Origin of the sequence: Mesorhizobium sp. B2-6-2, from assembly GCF_006440615.1 — a bacterium.
In the GTDB taxonomy this organism is placed as follows: Bacteria; Pseudomonadota; Alphaproteobacteria; order Rhizobiales; family Rhizobiaceae; genus Mesorhizobium.
Genome location: NZ_VFUG01000009.1, coordinates 177,444 through 196,940, shown reverse-complemented (window position 1 = coordinate 196,940; position 19,497 = coordinate 177,444). Strand labels below are relative to the sequence as shown.

Sequence of the window (19,497 nt, the reverse complement as noted above, 5' to 3'; positions counted from 1 at the left end):
AGGAGAAAGACCATGCAGCTTGCCCACGTTTCCATCGACCAATTGAGCATCGCCGCCGCCAACATGCGGCATTCCAAACGCGCGCCCGACATCGCCGACATCCTGCCCTCGGTGCGGGCGCGCGGCGTCCTTGTTCCGCTTCTGGTGCGGCCCAACGGCTCGCCCGACACCTTCGAGATCGTCGCCGGGCGCCGACGCTATTTCGCGGCCAAGACCGTTGCCGACGAGCGCGGCAAGGCCGCGCCGCTGCCATGCGCCATCATGGAGGATGGCGACGACGCCGACGCGCTCGAAGCCTCCCTGATTGAAAATATCGCCCGCCTCGATCCCGACGAGGTCTCGCAATGGGAAACCTTTTCCCGCCTCATCAGGGAAGGTCGCACAATCGCCGATATCGCGGCCACGTTCGGCCTCACCGAGCATCAGGTGAAGCGGATTCTGGCGCTCGGCGAGCTTCTGCCCAGGATTCGCGAAGCCTATCGCCGCGAGGAAATCGACGCCGAGACGGTGCGCCATCTCACCATGGCCTCGAAGGCGCAGCAGAAGGACTGGCTGGCGCTCTTTGCCGATCCCGACAACCGCGCGCCGCGCGGCTGGCAATTGAAGCAATGGCTGTTCGGCGGCCAGTCGATCTCGACCAAGGTGGCGCTGTTCGCCATCGAGGACTATCCCGGCCTGATCGTCTCCGATCTGTTCGGCGAGGAAAGCTATTTTGCCGACGCCGACCTGTTCTGGCTCAAGCAGAATGAGGCGATAGCCGCCACGCGCAACGCCTTTCTTGAGGCCGGATGGAGCGAAGTGATCGTGCTCGAACCGAGTCAACATTTTCACGCATGGGACCACGAAAAGACGCCGAAGAAGAAGGGCGGCAAGGTCTTTATATCAGTCTCGCATCGCGGCGAGGTCGCGTGTCACGAGGGCTGGCTGTCGCACAAGCAAGCCCGCCGCGCCCGAGCCAATGGCGAGGCCGCAGAGGCCGAGACCCCGGACAAACCCTCGCGGCCCGAAGTCACTGGACCGATGCAGAATTATGTCGATCTGCACCGTCATGCCATCGTGCGCTTGGCGCTCCTTGACCGTCCGGCCGCAGCCCTTCGCCTGATGGTGGCACATGCGATTGCCGGCTCAAGCCTGTGGCAGGTGCGTACCGAGCCGCAGCGCGCCGCCAACGAAATCGTGGCGGCAAGCCTTTCAGCCTGCAAGGCCGAAACCGCCTTCACGGATAAGCGGCGCGAGGTCCTGGCGCTGCTTGGAGAACCGGACGAGGGTGGCGCGGTCGCTGGCCGCAATGGCGGCGACTTCGGCACGGCAAGCCTGTTTGCGCATTTGCTGACGCTGTCCGACGATGATGTGATGCGCGTTCTCGGCATCGTCATGGCCGAGACGCTTGAGGCCGGCAGTGCCGTCATCGAGGCGCTCGGCAATCATCTCAATGTCGACACCGCCGCTTGCTGGCAACCGGACGACGCCTTCTTCGACCTGTTGCGCGACAGGGAAATTGCCAATTCGATGCTTGCCGAAATCGGCGGCAAGCATGTCGCGGACGGCAATGTCGCTGAGAAGGTGAAGACGCAAAAGACAATCATCCGCGACTTTCTGTCCGGCGAAAACGGCAGGCAAAAGGTCGAGGCCTGGCTGCCGCGCTGGATGAAATTCCCGGTCGAAAGCTACACGGATCGAGGCGGCTTGCGCACCGCCGATCAATGGGCACGGGTCCGCTCCCTGTTCGACTGCCAATAGCCCGTCAAGCTGGGCGGCGGCTGCCAGGATGGCCGCCGCTCGGCATCGCACCCCGGTCGCAATGGCCGCATGTTCGTGACCTTTGCCCCCCGTTTCCAGCGGCACAATCCAGCCCGGCAAACCACCTTGGTCCCGCAGGTCGTTCAGCCCGTCGGATGCCTGCCCTGGCGCCCGACCCGTGGGGCACGATCTCGATCGGCATGGCGCGGCATCAGCCGCAGTCCCGCAATCCTCTCCTGCTTGGCTTGGCTGCAGCGACCGCGCTCGCCACGATCTCCATGCTCCCTGCCAGGACCATCCCCTGCGGCTGGCTTGTCGACCTATGGACGGGTCCGGCCGCCCGAAACCCTCGCCAGCAGCTTTTTTCCCCGCCGCCTGCGGCGGCTTCCTCGCGCCGCTCCGCTTCAAAAAAGCCGCCTGCTCGGGTCCTCCGCTGGCGCTGCGGCCCTGTCAGGTTCAGGCGCTCCGGACGCATCCATCACGGTCCGCCATCGCAGGGGATGGTCCCCGGCGACAGCAAAAGGAGACTTCGAAATGACCGCGATCGGTTACGTCAACAAGCAGGAAAACGGCGCCTACAAGGGCCAGCTCAAGACCCTCAGCGTCCGCGCCGACATCGACATCATCCCCAACCAGGCCAAGAGCGCCGACAACCATCCCGACTACAGGGTGCTGACGCAAGGGGTCGAAGTTGGCGCCGGCTGGATCCGCACCGGCGAGACCTCCGGCAAGGATTATGTGAGCCTGTCGATTGCCGCGCCGGAGTTCGGACCGCGCAAGCTCTACGCCAATCTGGGCCGCGCCGCCGGCCAGGACGATGACGACACCTACGCCATCATCTGGAACCCGGCCGACTGATCGGGCTCATCGGAGCCCCGCGCCGCAGCCGGCGCGGGGCTCTTGCCACAGAGCGGCGAAAACTCGCCCCCAACTCTTCGCCCGTCCCCAAGACGACCTCGCCCCCCCATCCTCGTCTCGCTCGCAAGCCAAACGAGGATCATCATGGACAACGAAAACGAACGCGCCGCCCGCGCCAAAAAGGGCAGTCCGTTTCTCAACACAGCCCAAGCCGCCTTCTACATAGGGCTCTCCCAGCGCACGCTGGAAAAGATGCGGCTCAAGGGCGGCGGCCCGAAATTCCGCAAGCATGGCCGCTACGTCCGCTACCACATCGACGAGCTCGACGACTGGTCGAAAGGCCGCCATAACCAGACCCATTCCAACGATGGAGGCCGTTCATGAGCCGGCCTCCTTCCATCGGTCTGACCGGCAGCCGCCTGCGCCGTGCTCGGGCGACAAAGGCGATCGCCGCGACCGCGATTGCCCTTGGCCTGGTTGCCTTCGGCCCCCTTGCAAACCCATCGCCCTTCTTGATCTGGAACGCCTCGGCGAGCGCGCCGGTTGGCCTCTATCGCGTCGTGGCGGGAGCGCCAGCACGCGGCGACCTGGTGCTCGCCGGCGCACCGGATGCCATTGCCGGCCTCGCTGCCGAACGCGGCTATCTCCCGAACGGCGTTCCCCTTGTAAAGCACATTGCCGCGCTGCCGCACGAACGTGTCTGCGCCTTCAACGAGGCGATCATCATCGGCGGCAAGATCGTCGCACGTCGGCTAGTTACCGACACCCAAGGCCGTCCGCTGCCCTGGTGGAGCGGCTGCCGCGCGCTCGCTGACGACGAATTCTTCGTGCTGAACGGCGAGGCACCGCGCTCTTTCGACAGCCGCTATTTCGGGCCGGTCCGAGCCACCAACATCATCGGGAGGCTCGCGCCGCTATGGACCGAGTAGCCCTCCTGATGCTTGGCATGATCGCTGTCGCGCCATGCGCCTGTTCCGCCTCGACCGGCGCTGAGCCGGTCGCCATCTCCCATAGTCCGCAGCTTGGAAAATGGCGGCACTTCGTTGCCGAAGCAAGCAAGCGTTTCCGTGTTCCCGAGGCCTGGATCTACGCGGTGATCGATGCCGAAAGCGGCGGCAAGACGATGCTCCACGGCCGGCCGATCACCTCGCGCGCCGGTGCCATGGGCCTCATGCAGGTGATGCCGGAAACCTATCAGGACATGCGCGCGCAATACGGACTGGGCGCCGATCCCCACGATCCGCACGACAACATTCTGGCCGGCACTGCCTATCTCCGCGCCATGTATGACCGCTTCGGGTTCCCCGGGCTGTTTGCCGCTTACAACGCCGGACCCGAGCGCTACCAGGCGCATCTGAAGCGCGGCACGCCGCTGCCGAAAGAGACCGTCGACTACCTCAAGCAGCTCCGGGCTGCCGGAGTTTCGCGAACCGACATCGAGCAGTTCAAGGGCAAATCTGTCGCTCCGGACAGGCAAGATGCACCCTCGGGGCGCTCGCTGTTTTTCCCGCAAAATGGTGGTCGCGCTTTTGCGCGAAACGGCGATCTCTTCGTGCCGCTGGGGAGGGATGTCGCACATGTCAAAGAGCCGGAACGCTAGCAATGGGGGGCCGGACGCGTCCAAAGGGGTGGGGCGCGGAAGGCAAGATAAAGGCACCGCCTCCCAGGGCCGGCGAAGTGTCTGTCTGCACATCATTTTTGCCGGAGGCACCCTCCAGCGTCAGGAGAACTTCGGAGCGCAAATGGCTGATTCGACTCTGTTCCAGGCGCAGGCCAAGCATGAGGGATGACGAGTTCAGACCGAAGCTCGGGAAGATTGGCTCCCGTGGTTCGAAGGCCGGCAAACGCTTTGCCGGCCAGGTGCGGGCGGCGATCAACCGAGCTGGTGGCCGGCCCCAGCGTGGTGGGCGCTTCGCGGGCAGCAGGATAGGCCGGGGTGGGGCGACGGCCGCGCTGCTGAAATCACGCGATCGCCATGCAGCCTTCCGCCAGCGCCGGGTCGTCGTCAAGGCGCGTGTCGTCAAGCTGGCCGGCAAGAGCGCGGACGGGGCGCGTGCGCATCTGCGCTACATCCAGCGCGACGGCGTCACCCGGGACGGCGCGCCTGGCCAGCTCTACGGCGCCGACAGCGATTGCGTCGCTGGCAAGGACTTCCTCGATCGTGCCGATGGCGATCGCCATCAATTCCGCTTCATCGTCGCACCCGAGGACGGCATCGAATTTGACGACCTCAAGCCACTGACGCGGCGGCTCATGGCACAGATGGAGGAGGATCTCGGCACGAAGCTCGACTGGGTTGCCGTGGACCATTTCAATACCGGCCATCCGCACACCCACATCATCGTGCGTGGCAAGGACGATCGCGGCGAGAATCTTGTTATAGCGCGAGAATACATCTCGAGCGGCATCCGCGAGCGCGCCGCCGAGCTGGTCAGCCTCGATCTCGGTCCGCGCACCGACCACGAGATCGAGCATCGCCTGCGCCAGGAAATGCAGCAGGAACGCTTCACCAGCATCGACCGCCGCCTGCTGCAGCTGCGTGACGACAGTGGGCTGGTTTCGCTGGATAGCCGCGACGCGTTTCGACAGACCTTGCACCAGGGGCGCCTGCGCAAGCTCGAGCGGATGCATCTGGCGGAAGAGATCGCCCCGCGCCGCTGGCGGCTCGACGACGGGCTTGAAGCGACGCTGCGCCGCATCGGCGAACGCGGCGACATCATCAAGACCTTGCATCGCGAACTGACGGGCAGGGGGATCGCCCGCAGTGCCGCCGACTGCGTGATCCACGATGGATCCGGCGAGCAGGCCGCCCCTGTCGTCGGCCGCGTTGTCGCGCGCGGGCTGGCCGACGAGCTCAGCGACCGGCATTACCTCATCGTCGACGGTGTGGATGGCAAAACCCGATACATCGACATCGGCAAGGGCGAGGCGACAGAGCCGACGCCCGACGGCTGCATCGTGCGTGTCACGCCGAGGAACACACAGCCCAGGCTGGTTGACCGCACAGTGGTCGAAATCGCGGCTGCCCATGACGGCCGCTACAACATCGACATTCATCTGAAGCACGATCCGGCCGCCACCGACCGCTTCGCCGATACGCATGTCCGCCGGCTGGAGGCAATCCGGCGCGCTATCGGGGGCGTGGAGCGCGAGCCCGACGGCACCTGGATCATCGCGCCGGATCATCTCGATCGTGTCGTCGCCTACGAGCGCCAGCAGGCCAGGACCCAGCCGGTCACGGTCGACAAGCTCTCATCGATGCCGCTGGAGCGGCAGGTTGGCTTTGACGGCGCGACCTGGATCGACAGCCAGCTTGTCTCCGAGGCATCAGAGAGGTTGCGCAATTCGGGCTTCGGCCGTGAAGTGCAGGAGGCGCGGAGCCGCCGGCAGCAGTGGCTGATCGCGCAGGGCCTTGCTCATGAGGAGCAGGATCGGATCATCTATCGCGCCAACATGGTTTCGATCCTCCGCCAGCGGGAGTTGAACCGTGTTGCCGGTCAACTGTCGGAAGAGCTTGGCCTGTCCTATGCCGAAACGCGGCCCGGTCATCGCGTAGAGGGCACGCTCCGCCGGTCAGTTGAACTCGCCAGCGGCAAATACGCCGTTATCGAGAAATCGCGAGAGTTCACGCTCGTACCATGGCGGCCGGTTCTCGAGCGGCATGTCGGCAAAGAGGTTTCCGGCCTGGTGCAGCGCGAGGGCATCTCTTGGAACATCGGTCGGCAAAGGAGTGGGCCCAACGTCTCGTGACCTGCGCAGCTATACGAACGCGGTCTGCCTTCGATCGGCCCGGGCAAGACTTCGACAAGGTGCTCCGAGCCTGCTTGCATCGGCAGCGAAAAATGGGGCTGATAGCCACCCGATTCGCATCGGCATCGATCTTTGATGCACGATCCCAAATCGACTGACGCAGACGACGGGAATGCGCTGGGCAGCAGAGGAAGGTAGCAATGCAAATGATCCTTAGGGCCATCGGCAGAGCCTGGCATTCGGCCTTGTCTAAGATCGACACAGCGCGGTTGCGGCGGCAGCGTCGGCGACTCGGCGACGTTGCCACGGCTGAATTTCAGCGGCCGAAACTCCGCACCGCCGAACACTCCGCGACTAAGTCGGCCACCGGGCCATCCTCTCCGCGACACGCGGCGGTCCCCATGATGGACAGCTTGCAGGGACAATCTGCGCGGCCGCGAAGGTCGAAAAAGCACTGAACATGGCCGCAAATTGCGCCAATCGCTGACGAATTTGACAGCTTACTAACTCTCCGAGACGGGTGAGTTGAGGTCAGGAGACCTGCAGAGCCGAGATCAACGATCCGTCTCGCCGGATGTCAAAAGACATGCTCGCCTATCCGCTGGCTGGATGGCAGCTATCCCAAAAATCGATTTTACCTGTTTTGCAGAATTCTACTACGGAGGCTGAGCGCTTGGCGCGTTCCCTTCGAGCCGACTGAGGCTACCGGGAAGAATTCGGAGACGAAGTCATGTGCGGGATTGTTGGCATTGTCGGGCATCAGCCGGTGTCGGAGCGGTTGGTCGACGCGTTGAAGCGGCTCGAATATCGCGGCTATGACTCAGCCGGCCTTGCCACCATTTGCGAGGGCTCGCTGCACTCCCGGCGCGCGAAGGGCAAGCTTGTCAACCTCGAGAGAAGGTTGAAGGAAGAGCCGCTGAGTGGGATCGTCGGCATCGCACACACGCGTTGGGCGACCCACGGCGCACCCACCGAGCGCAACGCGCACCCGCACATTGCGGAGGGTGTGGCCGTGGTTCACAACGGCATCATCGAGAATTTCGCCGAGTTGAAGGATGAACTCGCGGCGGCGGGCGCCGAGTTCCAGACCGATACCGACACCGAGGTTGTCGTACATCTCTTGGCACGATACCGCCGTGAGGGCATGGGGAGGGGTGAGGCAATGCATGCCATGCTGAAGCGCGTCAGGGGTGCCTATGCGCTTGCTGTTCTCTTTGAGGATGATCCGTCCACCATCATGGCGGCGCGCAATGGACCCCCATTGGCGATCGGTCATGGCGTCGGCGAGATGTTCCTGGGCTCCGACGCGATCGCGCTTGCTCCCTTCACAAATGCGGTCACGTATCTCGTCGACGGCGACTGGGCCGTTATCGGCAAGACAGGAGTCGACATCTTCAATTTCGATGGCCATCCCGTCGAGCGTCCGCGCCAGACTTCCCTTGCCGGGGCATATCTGGCTGATAAGGGCAAGTATCGCCATTTCATGGAGAAGGAAATTCATGAGCAGCCCGAGGTTGTCGCCCGTGCGCTCGGTTATCACACCAGCTTCGAAGGGAATCGCGCCGACACGACGTCTTGCATAGATTTCGCCGGCATCCCGAGCCTGGCGATCTCGGCTTGCGGCACCGCCTATCTGGCTGGACTTATCGCAAAATACTGGTTCGAGCGCTATGCGCGCCTGCCGGTCGAAATCGACGTCGCGTCCGAATTCCGCTACCGGGAGATCCCGTTGCCGCCGCAGTCGGCGGCTCTCTTCATTTCGCAGTCCGGTGAAACCGCCGACACGCTCGCATCCCTGAGATACTGCAAGGCGCGTGGGCTGAAGACCGGCGCTGTCGTCAACAGCCGGGAATCGAGCATCGCGCGGGAGGCCGACGCCGTCTTCCCGATCTTCGCCGGCCCGGAGATCGGCGTTGCCTCCACCAAGGCGTTCACCTGCCAGCTTGTGGCTCTAGCCACACTCGCCATTGGCGCTGCCAGGGCCCGTGGAACGGCAACGCAAGATGAGGCAAAGGCGCTCGTCACGAGTCTTGCCGAAATGCCGGGCGTCATGGGCCGGGTCCTGAACAGCATCAAGCCAGATGTCGAGCTCCTATCGCGCGAACTGTCAAAATTTCATGACGTCCTGTATATCGGCCGCGGCACCAGTTTCCCGCTGGCAATGGAAGGTGCGCTGAAGCTCAAGGAGATATCCTACATCCATGCCGAGGGATATGCGGCTGGTGAATTGAAGCATGGTCCGCTCGCACTGGTCGACGAAAACATGCCAGTGATCGTCATCGCGCCACATGATCGCTTTTTCGACAAGACCGTCTCGAACATGCAGGAAGCGGCCGCCAGAGGCGGTCGGATTATCCTCATCACGGATGAGAAAGGGGCCGCTGCTTCGAAACTCGACACGATGCACACGATCGTGCTGCCGGTAGTCGACGAGATTATCGCGCCAATGATCTTTGCGCTGCCGATACAGCTTCTTGCGTATCACACGGCGGTCTTGATGGGCAAAGATGTCGACCAGCCGCGCAATCTCGCAAAATCGGTTACCGTCGAATGATGGTCACGGCCCTTCGATAGAAATGCACTTCGGCTGAACGAGCAGTCGGACGTTATCGTCGAGGCCTTAATAGCTCCGGCTAATCCTTGTGACGAGCCCGGCGCTGCTCCTCATCGCACCTGGTCGTGCGTAGTGTGCATTTCAGTTCACATCGCGGCGCGCGATGCTTGCCCCGGTGTTCGAAACAGCGGAGCAAGCCAATGACGCCCACGAAGTTGCTGATTGGGCAGATCGTCGTCGTATTCGCAATCGTCATGCTCGGCGTGTGGACGGCCACGCAGTGGTGCGCGCACATGCTGGGCCATCAGCCGCCACTCGGCGCGCCGTGGTTTGTTGCGGCTGGCTGGCCGATCTACAAGCCGTGGAAACTGTTTGAATGGTGGTACCATTTTGACGCCTATGCGCCCGAGGTCTTCGATAAGGCCGGTGCGCTCGCCGGCGCGAGTGGGTTCGTGGGCTGTGCCGCCGCCATCGGCGGTTCGCTGTGGCGCGCGCGACAGCTCGGATCGGTGACGACCTATGGCTCGTCAAGGTGGGCAACGACTCAGGAGATCGTGACGGCAGGGCTGTTTCGGCCGGCCGGGGTTTTCCTAGGCAAGCTGAAGGATCGCTATCTGCGACATGACGGGCCCGAGCACGTCATGGCCTTTGCCCCAACACGTTCAGGCAAGGGCGTCGGACTGGTTGTTCCAACTCTTCTGTCCTGGACCGGTTCGGCGGTCATTCATGATATTAAGGGCGAGAATTGGCAGTTGACCTCCGGCTGGCGGTCGAAATTCTCCTATTGCCTTCTATTCAATCCAACTGATCCTAGGTCGGCGCGCTATAACCCGCTGCTTGAGGTACGAAAGGGTCCACAAGAGGTCCGCGATGTTCAGAACATCGCCGACATCCTGGTAGATCCGGAAGGCGCGCTGGACCGCCGGAATCACTGGGAAAAGACAAGTCATTCCCTCCTCGTCGGCGCCGTTTTGCACGTGCTCTATGCCGAAGAGGAGAAGACGCTTGCCCGCGTCGCCACTTTCCTGTCGGACCCGCAACGTTCCTTTTCCGCGACGCTGCAGCAGATGATGACCACCAACCACCTGGGCACGCCCGACAAGCCTGAGGTCCATCCGGTCGTGGCCTCGGCGGCACGTGAGCTGCTGAACAAATCGGAAAACGAGCGTTCTGGTGTTTTGTCGACCGCCATGTCATTTCTCGGGCTCTATCGCGACCCGACGGTCGCGGCGGCAACATCGACCTGCGACTGGCGCATTGTCGATCTCATGGATGCCGAGCGACCGATATCGCTCTACCTGGTCGTGCCGCCGTCGGACATCTCGCGCACCAAGCCCTTGGTGCGCCTGATCCTGAACCAGATCGGCAGACGCCTGACCGAGCGCCTTGAGGGCGATCCAAGCAGGAGTCGCAAACATCGACTCCTCATGATGCTCGACGAATTCCCGGCGCTCGGGCGGTTAGATTTCTTCGAGACCGCGCTCGCCTTCATGGCCGGCTATGGCATTCGCGCATACCTGATCGCGCAATCATTGAACCAGATATCCAAGGCCTATGGCGAGAACAGTGCCATTCTCGACAACTGCCACGTGCGTATTGCCTTTTCCTCCAATGACGAACGCACCGCCAAGCGCATTTCGGATGCGCTCGGCACCGCAACGGAGCTTAGATCGATGCGCAACTATGCCGGCCACCGGCTGGCGCCCTGGCTGTCGCACGTCATGGTCAGCCGGCAGGAAACGGCCCGACCGCTGCTCACTCCTGGCGAGGTGATGCAGCTGCCCCAAACCGACGAGCTGGTGCTGATTTCAGGGCTGCCGCCGTTGCGCGTCCAGAAGCTGCGCTATTATGAGGACCGGAATTTTACCGAACGCGTGCTACCTTCCCCGGTGCTGCGGGACAGCCCTTACGCAGACCGTCCGGCTTCCCGCACGGACGACTGGACTGGACGGGTGCGCAGCGTTGACGGTCGTCTGGCTGCAGGCGACGAAATTGCCGACGCGGCGATCGGGGACGAGGGCGGCGTCCAGCAGCAGCGCCATCCAGCTCTACCGGAACATCAAATCGTGCTTTCTCAAGAAGCTGAGCAGGACGATCTCTTCAAGTCTGTTGACGATGATAGCGAGCCGGTCGCCGACAAACGTGTCATGGATCGGACTTCGACGGCGGCCCGGGTCTACGGCCTCAATGAAGGAAGGGGCGACGACAAGGACATCGTGCCCGGCTTCTGAACGCTGCTTCCTGACGGCGTACCTCAGCGTAGGTAAGGGCGATAAGCGTTTTTGGGCATCTGGAGGATGCTTGTTCCCGTCGCCGGCGCGTAGCGCTGGCTGTTGGAACAAGCCACATGAAGCCCCGCCGCATTCGTCACCAGTTTCTGCTTGAGTTTGAGTTAAGCGAGAAGCTGGACAAACTCAGTCGTGATCCTTCGACCACCAAATCGGCGATCGTCGCCAAGGCAGTAGAAGCCTTCATCGAGCGGCGTGGCAAGAACGAGCTCGACCAACGCTACGGGGTAAGGCTCGACCGTCTTTCTCGCGACCTCGCTCATGTCAGGCGCGACGCCGAGATGACGATGGAGAGCCTGGCGCTCTTCATCCGCTTCTCGATCACGCTTCACGCCCACACGCCGGCCCCGGACAGGGTAACGCAGGCCATCGGCCAGGAGCGCTTCGACAAATTTGTCGAGCAGGTCGGCCGGCAGATCGCTTCCGGGAAGCGGTCGCTTGGCAAAGACAATGGCGGGGGAGAGGAAGGGTGAACTCTCATCCGGAAGCCGATCATCGCCGCCGCGCCATGCTGCGCACCGCCATGGGCCCGGCGATCACCAAAGCGCTTTCAGACCCATCGATCATCGAGGTGATGGTCAATCCCGACGGAGCACTGCGCATCGATCGGCTCGGGGAAGGCTTGGTCGACACAGGCGTGCACATCCATCCTACCGAGGCGGAGCGCATTGTCCGCCTCGTCGCTTCCCACGTGCGCGCCGAAGCGCATGCGGATAATCCGATCGTAAGCGCCGAACTGCCCTCGGGCGAGCGGTTCGAAGGCCTCCTGCCACCTGTGGTGTTGGCGCCATGCTTTGCCATTCGCAAGCCCGCCGCAAAGCTCTACAGCCTAGCCGATTATGTCGCCGACGGGGTCATGCTGCCGCTGCAGGCTGATGCGTTGAAGAAAGCCGTCCGCGAGCAGCGCAACATCCTGGTCGCGGGCGGCACTTCATCGGGCAAGACAACCCTTGCCAATGCGCTGCTGGCCGTGGTCGCCGACTGCCACGAGCGGGTGATCCTGATCGAGGATACGCGCGAACTTCAATGCGCAGCAAAAGACTGCGTTGCGCTGAGGACCAGGCGTGGTTCTGTCACGCTCGCCGATCTCGTGCGTTCGACACTGCGCCTCAGACCCGATCGCATCATCGTCGGCGAGATCAGAGGCGCGGAAGCGCTCGACATGCTGAAGGCATGGAACACTGGTCACCCAGGCGGCATCGCCACCGTTCACGCGAACTCGGCGCGGTCCGCCCTCTACCGCATCGAGCAGCTCGCACAGGAAGCCGTGGTCACCGTTCCCCGCCGGCTCATCGCCGAGGCGATAGACCTGATCGTCTTCATCGCCGGCCGCGGATCCTCGCGCCGCATCGAGACGATCGCCGAGGTCACTGGCCTCGACGGCAGTGGCGACTACGCCGTCACCCAGCTCACGCTTCCGCAACTCCAGCAACTCTGAAAGGTCACTTCATGCGCAAGAAGCTTCGCTTTCTCTGGGCCACCACGCTCGCGTTTCTTCTCACGTTTCCGGCATACGCCGCCGGCTCCGGAATGCCCTGGGAGCAGCCGCTGCAGCAGATCTTGGAATCTGTGCAGGGGCCGGTCGCCAAGATCATCGCGGTCATCATCATCATTACCACCGGCCTGACACTCGCCTTCGGCGACACGGCAGGTGGGTTCCGTCGGCTCATCCAGATTGTCTTCGGCCTGTCGATCGCCTTTGCCGCATCGAGCTTCTTCCTCTCCTTCTTCTCCTTTGGCGGCGGGGCACTCGTCTGATGTTGGCCGGAGAGCACCATATCGAGGGCTTTGAGGTTCCGGTTCACCGCGCACTGACCGAACCGATCCTGCTCGGCGGCGCGCCGCGAGCGGTGGCCATCTTCAGTGGCACCGTTGCCGCGGCCGTCGGGCTTGGCTTGCAGCAGTGGATTGCCGGATTGGTGCTGTGGATCTGCGCGCACACGGTGGCTGTCTTCGCGGCCCGCCGCGACCCGGATTTCGCCAGCGTGCTCGTCCGCCATCTTCGCCTGAAGGGGTGGCTCGCATGCTGAATCTTTCCGAATATCGGGGCAAGGCCGACCGACTTGCCGATCATCTGCCTTGGGCCGCACTGGTGGCACCGGGCATCGTGCTCAACAAGGACGGAAGTTTCCAGCGCTCATTTGGATTTCGCGGGCCTGATCTCGAGAGTGCAACAGAAGCCGAACTCATCGGCATCTGCGCGCGGGCCAACAATGCGCTCAGACGGCTCGGCTCCGGCTGGGCATTGTTCTTCGACGCCGAGCGCATCGAGGCGCTGGGCTACCCAAGCTCGCGTTTCCCCGACGCTGCGTCATGGCTGGTGGATGAAGAACGGCGCGCGGCCTTTCAAGGCAAGGTCGCGCACTACGAGAGCCGCTATCACCTAACGCTGACGTTCATCCCGCCGCCAGACAGCCAGGCGCGGGCGCAAAGCGCTCTGGTCGACTCGCATCATTCAGGAGGCGAGAGAGAGTGGCGCCAGGAACTGACGCGGTTCCGGGACGAGACCGGCCGCGTGCTGGATCTCCTGTCGGGCTTCATGCCCGAAATACGCGCACTCGATGATGCCGGGACGCTGACTTACCTCCACGGCACGATCTCCACCCGCCGCCATCCAGTCGCCGCGCCAAAAACACCCATGTATCTCGACGGCATCCTGGTCGATGCGCCGCTTACTGGCGGATTGGAGCCGATGCTTGGCAACCACCATCTGCGCACGCTCACCATCCTCGGTTTTCCGAATGTCACACGGCCCGGAATTCTCGATGCGCTCAACAATCAGGATTTCCCCTACCGCTGGATGACGCGCTTCATTCCGCTGGATAAGACCGAGGCCACCAGGACGCTCACGCGGTTGCGGCGGCAGTGGTTTGCCAAGCGCAAATCGATCGTGGCCATCCTGCGCGAGGTGGTGACCAGCGAACCCGTCCCGCTCGTTGACACCGACGCCGAAAACAAGGCGCTCGATGCCGACGCCGCAATCCAGGCGTTAGGCGGCGATCATGTCGGGTTCGGCTATCTGACGACGACGGTAACGGTTTGGGACGAGGACCATCAAGCCGCTGCGGAGAAACTCCGCGCGGTCGAGCGCGTCGTCAATGGCCTCGGCTTCGCCACGATCCGTGAAGGCGTGAATGCGGTCGAGGCCTGGCTCGGCTCGTTGCCCGGCCATGTCTATGCCAATGTCCGTCAGCCGCTCGTTCACACATTGAATCTCGCCCACTTGATGCCGCTTTCCTCGGTGTGGGCCGGCCCGGCGGCGAACGAGCATCTCGCCAAAGTTACACAGGCAGAGGCCCCGCCGCTTCTCTTCGCCTCAACCAGCGGGTCGACACCGTTCCGGCTTTCCACCCACGTCGACGATGTCGGCCACATGCTGATCGTCGGACCGACCGGCGCCGGCAAATCGGTTCTCGTTGCCCTCTTCGCTCTGCAGTTCCGACGCTATGCCGGCGCGCAGGTGTATGTCTTCGACAAAGGCAATTCAGCCCGGGCCGCAATTCTTGCCATGGGTGGCGAGCATCACGCGCTGCGCGCCCACGGTGCGCTTGCCTTCCAGCCGCTGCGCAAGATTGACGATCCGGCGATCCGCAGCTGGGCAGCCGAATGGATCGCCGGGCTGTTCGCCCATGAGAACGTCACCGTCACCCCGGAGGCGAAAGAGGCAATCTGGTCGGCACTCACCAGTCTTGCAACGGCGCCAGCGCAGGAACGCACACTCACCGGCCTGTCGGTCTTGCTTCAGTCCAACGCGCTGAAGTCCGCTTTGATGCCCTACACGCTCGACGGGCCCTTCGGCCGGTTGCTGGACGCGGACGACGATCGGCTGGCCTTGTCGGATGTGCAGTGCTTCGAGACCGAAGAGCTGATGCACAGCCAAGGCGCTGTGCTGCCGGTGCTCACCTATCTTTTCCATCGCCTCGAGGCGCGGTTCGATGGACGACCGACATTGCTCATGCTCGACGAGGCCTGGCTCTATCTCGACAATCCGCTCTTTGCGGGGCGTATACGCGAATGGCTGAAGGTGCTGCGCAAGAAGAACGTCTCTGTCATTTTCGCCACGCAGTCACTGGCCGACATCGCTGGCTCTGCAATCGCACCGGCCATCATCGAGAGCTGCCCACAGCGCATTTTTCTTCCAAATGACCGTGCCGTGGAACCACAGGCACGGGAAGCCTACGAGCGTTTCGGCCTGAACGAGCGGCAGATCGAACTGGTCGCGCGCGCCACGCCGAAGCGGCAATATTATCTGCAATCGCGCCGCGGCAACCGGCTGTTTCAGCTGGGCTTGGGTCCAATTGCGCTTGCGCTATGCGGCGCCTCCGATCCGGCCAGCCAGACCCTGATCGACAAGATCCTGTCGGAACGCGGACAGGACGGCTTTGCCTTTTATTTCCTGAATGCCCGCGGGCTCGATTGGGCCGCCGAGCTTCTCCGCCAATTCCCTCAACCAGACATGGAGTAATCGTCATGATGCGGCGCCGTTTCCTTTCCGGCCTGATCACCCTTTCCCTGATGGCCAAACCGATGGCCGACTATGTCCAGCCAGCCTACGCGCTCATTGTCTTCGATCCCTCGAACTACACCCAGAATGTGCTGACGGCGGCACGCTCACTGGAGCAGATCAACAACCAGATACAGTCGCTCCAGAACCAGGCGACCATGCTGCAGAACATGGCGCGCAACCTTCAGAGGCTGGATTTTTCTTCGGTAGGCCAGCTCACCGGTTCGCTGCAGCGGATCGACGGGCTCATGGACCAGGCGAGTGGCCTGAGTTTTGATCTGGACAAGCTGCAGGACCAGTGGCGCAATCAATATCCCGAAAGCTACGACGCCACGATCAAGGTCAGCGATGTGGCAAGCGCAGCGCGCGAGCGCTGGCAGAGCGCCATGCAGGCGTTCCGGCAGACGATGGGTGTCCAGTCGCAGATCCTCGAGAACGTCCGGGGCGATCGCGACCTGCTTGCTGATCTCGTCAACCGCAGCCAGGGTGCTGCCGGTGCGCTTGAGGCAAGCCAGGCCACCAACCAACTGATCGCGCTGTCAACCAAGCAGCAGATGCAGATCCAGACGCTGCTCGCGACGCAGTTTCGCGCGGAGGCGGAGGATGCGGCTCGCAAGGCGCAGTCCGAAGAAGCCGCACGCCAGACGACAAAGCGTTTCCTCGGCACCGGCACGGCCTATCCCGGCAACTGATCACCATATCTGTCACGAGGAAGGCGCAATGAACGACCTCGGGGTCATCGATCGCTTCATGGAGACTTTCATCCGCTATATTGACAGCGGGTTTGGTCTGCTGTCGGGCGATGTCGCCTTCCTCACCACGACCCTGATCGGCATCGACATCACGTTAGCCGGGCTCGCCTGGGCATTCGCCGGCGAGCCCAACATTCTCGGCCGCTTCATCCGCAAGGTGCTCTATGTCGGCGTCTTCGCTTTCATCCTGAACAATTTCAAGAATCTCGCCGACATTATATACCGCTCCTTCGCAGGGCTGGGCTTCAACGCTTCGGCCGCCAATCTGTCGCCCGACAGTCTCCTGCGGCCCGGACGTATTGCCGCCACAGGCTTCGAGGGCGCGTGGCCGCTGCTGGATCAGGCGAGCCAGCTTCTTGGCTTTCCCGAAATCTTCGGCAACGCGCTCACCATTTTCGTGCTGCTCGTGGCCTGGTTCCTGGTCATCATTGCCTTCTTCATTCTTTCCATCCAGCTCTTCATCACCATTCTGGAGTTCAAGCTCACCACTCTCGCCGGCTTCGTTCTGGTGCCCTTCGCAGTCTGGAACCGGTCGGCGTTCCTGGCCGAGCGCGTGCTCGGCAACGTGATCTCGTCGGGCATCAAGGTGATGGTGCTTGCGGTCATTGTCGGTGTCGGGTCCACGCTGTTCGGCGAGTTCGCTTCGGCGCTGCAAGGCAAGGAGCCGGATTTGGCCGCCGCCATGTCACAGGTGTTGGGGGCGCTGGCGCTGCTTGGGCTAGGTGTTTTCGGGCCTGGAATAGCGTCCGGTCTCGTCTCGGGTGCCCCGCAGCTTGGTGCGGGCGCTGCACTGGGTACGGCCGCGGCCGCCGCCGGTGCGTCACTCGTTGCCGGAGGCGCTGCGATCGCCGGGGTGCGCATGGCAGCTGATGGCGGGCTTGCCGCAATTCGCGCCGGCACCACGATCGGTTCGGCAGCTTCCTCTGCCTGGCAATTAGGGCGCGCAACCTCGCCTGACTCCGGCCTGTCCGGTGTGGCTGCCGGGATGCAGGGCGTGGCAGGTGCCGCCAGTGGCGCCGCTGTGCGAGCGGCACGATCTGCCGCGGAAACCTTCGGGCGCAGCGCTGATGCCGGGCGCCAGGCCGCATGGACCGCGACCGGCGGGTCTCCCATCGCCTCGATGACCGAAACTCCTGCGGGTCCGACCACCGATGCTGCCCCTAGCTGGGCCAGGCGCCTGCGTTCCCAGCAGTCTGCGCGAGCCCACCGCCACGCCACCATGCAGGCGGTGCGCGATGGTGACAGACCGGGCGGTAGCGCCAATCCCTCTCTCAACGACAAGGACGACTAGATGCTCTTCAAGCGATCCGTTCAACGCTACGGCAAGACACCCGAGCCCATCACACCGTACCAGAAGGCGGGCCAGCTGTGGGATGAGCGCATCGGCTCATCGCGGGTGCAGGCCCGCAACTGGCGGCTGATGGCTCTTGGCTGCCTGGCATTGGCAACCGGGCTCTCCGGCGGGCTCGTTTGGCAGTCAATGCAAAGCCGGGTTGTGCCCTACGTCGTCGAGGTCGACCGCTTCGGCGAGGCGCGCGCCGTAGCCTCGGCAATCCGGGACTACGAGCCGACGGACGCCCAGATCGCCTGGCATCTTGGCCGTTTCATTCAGAATATCCGTTCCGTTTCCACCGATCCGGTGTTGGTGCGGCAGAACTGGTTGGCCGCCTATGACTTTGCCAGCGACCGCGCCGCGCTCTTCCTCAACGAATATGCCAAGGCGAGCGATCCTTTCGGTCAGATCGGAACGCGAAGCGTGTCCGTCCAGGTGACCAGCGTGGTGCGGGCCTCCGGTAGCTCGTTCCAGGTCAAATGGACCGAGCAGGTCTTTGAGCGCGGCAGCCTTGCCAGCACGACCCGCTGGACGGCGATCCTCACCATTATGATCCGGCCGCCAAGCAATACAGACCAACTGCGCAAGAATCCGCTCGGCCTCTTCATCAACGCCATCGATTGGTCGCGCGAGCTCGACAGTGCCGCGCCGACCTCCGTTTCCCCCAAGGAGCCCGCCAATGACAAATAAAGCCCCATCGCTCCGTGCCGCGCTGATCCTGTCGGCCTCGGCAGCGGTGCTGTCCGCCTGCGCATCCAAGCCGGTGCCGCCGCCCGAGATTGCCTATGACGCTGCCGACTTCAAAGCAGCGTCGATCGAGAAGCCGCCAGAGAAACCGGTTAAAATCGTCGAGGTGCCAAAGCCGCTACCGCTTCCCGGCCAGTTGCAGCCTGACCCAGTCAAGTTCGCCGAGGACAAGCGCTCTCCTGAAGAACGCGTTGCCGATGCCAATAGGGCCGCAACTCGGCAGCCAACCAGGTATGGCTATGTCAACGCGGTCCAGGTCTATCCCTTCACCGATGGCGCGCTTTATCAGCTCTTTGCAGCGCCGGAGCGCGTCACCGACATCGCTCTGCAGCCGGGCGAGAAGCTGACGGCTGTGTCCGCCGGGGACACGATCCGCTGGGTCATCGGCGACACCGTCAGTGGCACCGGTGACGGTCAGCGCACCCATGTTTTGGTGAAGCCGTTCGCGCCCGAGCTTACCACAAATCTGGTGATCACCACGGATCGACGCACCTATCACTTGCAGCTCCAAAGCACGGAGAAGACCGCAATGGCGGCCATCTCTTGGACCTACAGCGAAGACCAGATCCTTGCGCTCTCCCGGCGAAACGTTCAGGCCGACGCTGCAACGCCGGTCGCATCGAATGTTGCGCTCGAAAATATCCGCTTCCGCTATTCGATCGCCGGCGACACACCGCCCTGGAGACCGACACGGGCCTTTGACGACGGCAGCAAAGTCTATATCGAATTCCCGCGCCGCATCGATCAGGGCGAGGCGCCGCCGCTCTTCATCGTCGGTGCTGACGGCGGCAATCAGTTGGTCAACTACCGCATGCGCGGCAACTACTACATCGTCGATCGCCTGTTCGCCGCGGCCGAACTGCGCCTCGGCGCCAAGCCGCAGCAGGTCGTGCGCATCTCAAGGATGGACGGCCGGCAATTGCCGCGTCGGATGCCACTCTTTGCCGGTTTCGGCAGGTGAGGGGAAAAGG

The 19,497-nt window shown here is 63.1% G+C and carries 17 protein-coding genes; all 17 read left to right on the top strand.

The window, feature by feature from the left end; all coding sequences use genetic code 11:
- Nucleotides 1-12 precede the first annotated feature (12 nt).
- The 17 genes from FJ419_RS19300 (at nt 13) to trbG (ending at nt 19,487) form a co-directional block, all read left to right on the top strand.
- Nucleotides 13-1,740, top strand: a complete 1,728-nt coding sequence (locus FJ419_RS19300) for a ParB/RepB/Spo0J family partition protein (RefSeq protein ID WP_064993423.1) — start codon at nt 13-15, stop codon at nt 1,738-1,740.
- Nucleotides 1,741-2,274: 534 nt separating this feature from the next.
- A complete protein-coding gene (locus FJ419_RS19295; protein ID WP_013533279.1) occupies nt 2,275-2,598 on the top strand; it encodes a DUF736 domain-containing protein in 324 nt (107 codons plus the stop codon).
- Nucleotides 2,599-2,742: 144 nt separating this feature from the next.
- On the top strand, nt 2,743-2,982 hold the full coding sequence (locus FJ419_RS19290) for a helix-turn-helix domain-containing protein (protein ID WP_064993425.1): 240 nt from the start codon (nt 2,743-2,745) through the stop codon (nt 2,980-2,982).
- On the top strand, nt 2,979-3,527 hold the full coding sequence (locus tag FJ419_RS19285; protein ID WP_064993426.1) for a S26 family signal peptidase: 549 nt from the start codon (nt 2,979-2,981) through the stop codon (nt 3,525-3,527). The genes FJ419_RS19290 and FJ419_RS19285 overlap by 4 nt, the downstream gene beginning before the upstream one ends.
- Nucleotides 3,515-4,198: a lytic transglycosylase domain-containing protein gene (locus tag FJ419_RS19280; protein WP_064993427.1), complete on the top strand. Its 684-nt coding sequence runs from the start codon at nt 3,515-3,517 to the stop codon at nt 4,196-4,198. The genes FJ419_RS19285 and FJ419_RS19280 overlap by 13 nt, the downstream gene beginning before the upstream one ends.
- A 179-nt stretch (nt 4,199-4,377) precedes the next feature.
- Nucleotides 4,378-6,348 (top strand): relaxase/mobilization nuclease RlxS, encoded by a 1,971-nt coding sequence (gene rlxS / locus FJ419_RS19275; RefSeq protein WP_064993429.1) that lies wholly within the window; start codon nt 4,378-4,380, stop codon nt 6,346-6,348.
- 730 nt (nt 6,349-7,078) lie between these two features.
- The gene (glmS, locus tag FJ419_RS19265; RefSeq protein ID WP_064993430.1) at nt 7,079-8,902 is read left to right on the top strand and encodes a glutamine--fructose-6-phosphate transaminase (isomerizing); all 1,824 of its coding nucleotides are present in this window, start codon (nt 7,079-7,081) and stop codon (nt 8,900-8,902) included.
- 200 nt (nt 8,903-9,102) lie between these two features.
- Nucleotides 9,103-11,133 carry a conjugal transfer protein TraG gene (locus FJ419_RS19260; protein ID WP_064993431.1) on the top strand — a complete coding sequence of 677 codons (2,031 nt, stop codon included), beginning with the start codon at nt 9,103-9,105 and terminating at the stop codon, nt 11,131-11,133.
- A 116-nt stretch (nt 11,134-11,249) separates the two neighbouring features.
- The gene (locus FJ419_RS19255) at nt 11,250-11,663 is read left to right on the top strand and encodes a CopG family transcriptional regulator (RefSeq protein WP_064993432.1); all 414 of its coding nucleotides are present in this window, start codon (nt 11,250-11,252) and stop codon (nt 11,661-11,663) included.
- Nucleotides 11,660-12,628, top strand: coding sequence for a P-type conjugative transfer ATPase TrbB (gene trbB, locus FJ419_RS19250; RefSeq protein WP_013533270.1), 969 nt, complete (start codon nt 11,660-11,662; stop codon nt 12,626-12,628). The genes FJ419_RS19255 and trbB overlap by 4 nt, the downstream gene beginning before the upstream one ends.
- An 11-nt stretch (nt 12,629-12,639) precedes the next feature.
- A complete protein-coding gene (locus tag FJ419_RS19245) occupies nt 12,640-12,948 on the top strand; it encodes a TrbC/VirB2 family protein (RefSeq protein WP_064993433.1) in 309 nt (102 codons plus the stop codon).
- Entirely contained in the window at nt 12,948-13,220 is a 273-nt protein-coding gene (locus FJ419_RS19240) for a VirB3 family type IV secretion system protein (protein ID WP_064993434.1), read from the top strand. Before FJ419_RS19245 ends, FJ419_RS19240 begins: the two co-directional genes overlap by 1 nt.
- Entirely contained in the window at nt 13,214-15,655 is a 2,442-nt protein-coding gene (gene trbE / locus FJ419_RS19235) for a conjugal transfer protein TrbE (RefSeq protein ID WP_064993435.1), read from the top strand. The genes FJ419_RS19240 and trbE overlap by 7 nt, the downstream gene beginning before the upstream one ends.
- A 5-nt stretch (nt 15,656-15,660) precedes the next feature.
- A complete protein-coding gene (gene trbJ, locus FJ419_RS19230) occupies nt 15,661-16,386 on the top strand; it encodes a P-type conjugative transfer protein TrbJ (protein WP_064993436.1) in 726 nt (241 codons plus the stop codon).
- Between the two features lie 28 nt (nt 16,387-16,414).
- The gene (gene trbL / locus FJ419_RS19225; RefSeq protein ID WP_064993437.1) at nt 16,415-17,737 is read left to right on the top strand and encodes a P-type conjugative transfer protein TrbL; all 1,323 of its coding nucleotides are present in this window, start codon (nt 16,415-16,417) and stop codon (nt 17,735-17,737) included.
- Nucleotides 17,738-18,469 (top strand): conjugal transfer protein TrbF, encoded by a 732-nt coding sequence (gene trbF / locus FJ419_RS19220; protein WP_064993438.1) that lies wholly within the window; start codon nt 17,738-17,740, stop codon nt 18,467-18,469.
- Nucleotides 18,459-19,487 carry a P-type conjugative transfer protein TrbG gene (gene trbG, locus FJ419_RS19215; protein ID WP_064993439.1) on the top strand — a complete coding sequence of 343 codons (1,029 nt, stop codon included), beginning with the start codon at nt 18,459-18,461 and terminating at the stop codon, nt 19,485-19,487. Before trbF ends, trbG begins: the two co-directional genes overlap by 11 nt.
- Nucleotides 19,488-19,497 lie beyond the last annotated feature (10 nt).

Excerpts from the sequence above, each read along its gene's own strand:
- rlxS (WP_064993429.1), top strand. The coding sequence starts at position 4,378 with ATGAGGGATGACGAGTTCAGACCGAAGCTCGGGAAGATTGGCTCCCGT.
- trbG (WP_064993439.1), top strand. The coding sequence starts at position 18,459 with ATGACAAATAAAGCCCCATCGCTCCGTGCCGCGCTGATCCTGTCGGCC.
- glmS (WP_064993430.1), top strand. The coding sequence starts at position 7,079 with ATGTGCGGGATTGTTGGCATTGTCGGGCATCAGCCGGTGTCGGAGCGG.
- FJ419_RS19240 (WP_064993434.1), top strand. The coding sequence starts at position 12,948 with ATGTTGGCCGGAGAGCACCATATCGAGGGCTTTGAGGTTCCGGTTCAC.
- FJ419_RS19255 (WP_064993432.1), top strand. The coding sequence starts at position 11,250 with ATGAAGCCCCGCCGCATTCGTCACCAGTTTCTGCTTGAGTTTGAGTTA.
- FJ419_RS19260 (WP_064993431.1), top strand. The coding sequence starts at position 9,103 with ATGACGCCCACGAAGTTGCTGATTGGGCAGATCGTCGTCGTATTCGCA.
- trbJ (WP_064993436.1), top strand. The coding sequence starts at position 15,661 with ATGATGCGGCGCCGTTTCCTTTCCGGCCTGATCACCCTTTCCCTGATG.
- FJ419_RS19280 (WP_064993427.1), top strand. The coding sequence starts at position 3,515 with ATGGACCGAGTAGCCCTCCTGATGCTTGGCATGATCGCTGTCGCGCCA.
- trbE (WP_064993435.1), top strand. The coding sequence starts at position 13,214 with ATGCTGAATCTTTCCGAATATCGGGGCAAGGCCGACCGACTTGCCGAT.
- FJ419_RS19245 (WP_064993433.1), top strand. The coding sequence starts at position 12,640 with ATGCGCAAGAAGCTTCGCTTTCTCTGGGCCACCACGCTCGCGTTTCTT.
- FJ419_RS19295 (WP_013533279.1), top strand. The coding sequence starts at position 2,275 with ATGACCGCGATCGGTTACGTCAACAAGCAGGAAAACGGCGCCTACAAG.
- trbF (WP_064993438.1), top strand. The coding sequence starts at position 17,738 with ATGCTCTTCAAGCGATCCGTTCAACGCTACGGCAAGACACCCGAGCCC.
- FJ419_RS19285 (WP_064993426.1), top strand. The coding sequence starts at position 2,979 with ATGAGCCGGCCTCCTTCCATCGGTCTGACCGGCAGCCGCCTGCGCCGT.
- trbL (WP_064993437.1), top strand. The coding sequence starts at position 16,415 with ATGAACGACCTCGGGGTCATCGATCGCTTCATGGAGACTTTCATCCGC.
- FJ419_RS19290 (WP_064993425.1), top strand. The coding sequence starts at position 2,743 with ATGGACAACGAAAACGAACGCGCCGCCCGCGCCAAAAAGGGCAGTCCG.
- FJ419_RS19300 (WP_064993423.1), top strand. The coding sequence starts at position 13 with ATGCAGCTTGCCCACGTTTCCATCGACCAATTGAGCATCGCCGCCGCC.